Annotated in this window: 1 protein-coding gene; it reads left to right on the top strand. The window is 39.8% G+C overall.

Going from position 1 to position 1,096, the window contains the following annotated elements:
* On the top strand, positions 1-1,096 hold a 1,096-nt coding region (ykvP, locus tag RAC86_RS38995), incomplete at both ends, for a spore protein YkvP (protein WP_377886989.1).

The following is a 1,096-nucleotide window of genomic DNA, read 5'->3' as shown; positions in this document are numbered from 1 at the left end:
AGAGTCATCCCATGTGGCTCTATGGTTTACCGAATGGGTTTAGGGAAGCAGGACATACCGTAATGATTTCCGGTCCTGTAAGTCGGGAAAATATAACTGAAATGATAGACGAATTTAAACCAGATCTAATAGTATCTATGGGATGGACACCAGAGCATTCAAGGGAAAAGCAAGCCTGGATTCGCAACGCTACTAAAAAGGTGAATATCCCTCTCGTTTATTGGGCAACTGAAGACCCGCTGCACACTCAAAACTTTACTATCCCGTTAATTAAAAAGATGAAACCGGATTTTGTTTTCACGGTCACGCCTTCTCTGTGTAAAACTTATGAAAGCATGGGGATTAAAGCAGCTCACTTAGACTTTGCATTTCACGAAAGTATACATCACCAGATTAAACCATTAGCAAAATACAGTTGTGATATAGCAGTGGTGGCTAATGCTTACCCTAATTTTCTTGAAGAACATCCGGAAGTGTTCCGTTCGTCCTCTTTAAAAACGCTTATTCGTCCTCTTATACGGAAGGGTATTCGCATTGATTTTTGGGGGAGAAACTGGGAAAAAATGAGTAAATATATAGGAAGAGAAATTCCCCCCAATTGGATCCATGGATACCTTGATTATACTGAAGCATATAAAGTTTACAGTTCAGCAAAAGTCGTTATCGGTTTGCAAAACTGTGAAAGCCAACTTACGCAACGCACCTATGAGATTCTTGGTTCCGGGGGGTTTTTATTGACATCGGATACACCAGCAGTTCGAGGTAAATTCAAACCTGGCCGCGATCTCATCGTTTCTTCCTCCCCAAAAGAAACATTGGAAAAGGTTAAATACTATTTTAATCATGATAGCGAGAGAAAAAAGATTCAGATAAACGGTAAAAAGGCTGTAAAGAATGATTCCTATCGGCATAGAGCCGAGAGAATGCTTGAGGTGCTAAAAAGCAGAGGAATCATAAGAAACTTAGGGGAAACCATTCATTATGTAGATGTTCTCAAAGAAAAATACGTGATCCATCATGTTACTCCCGGTGAAACATTATCAATAATTGCCAGTAAGTATAATGTTTCCCTGCAGCAACTCATGGAGCTTAATCA

This window comes from Bacillus sp. LR_5 (assembly GCF_042709275.1).
Note: the sequence above shows the minus strand (reverse complement) of the source record. Positions and strands in the feature narration are given on the sequence as shown.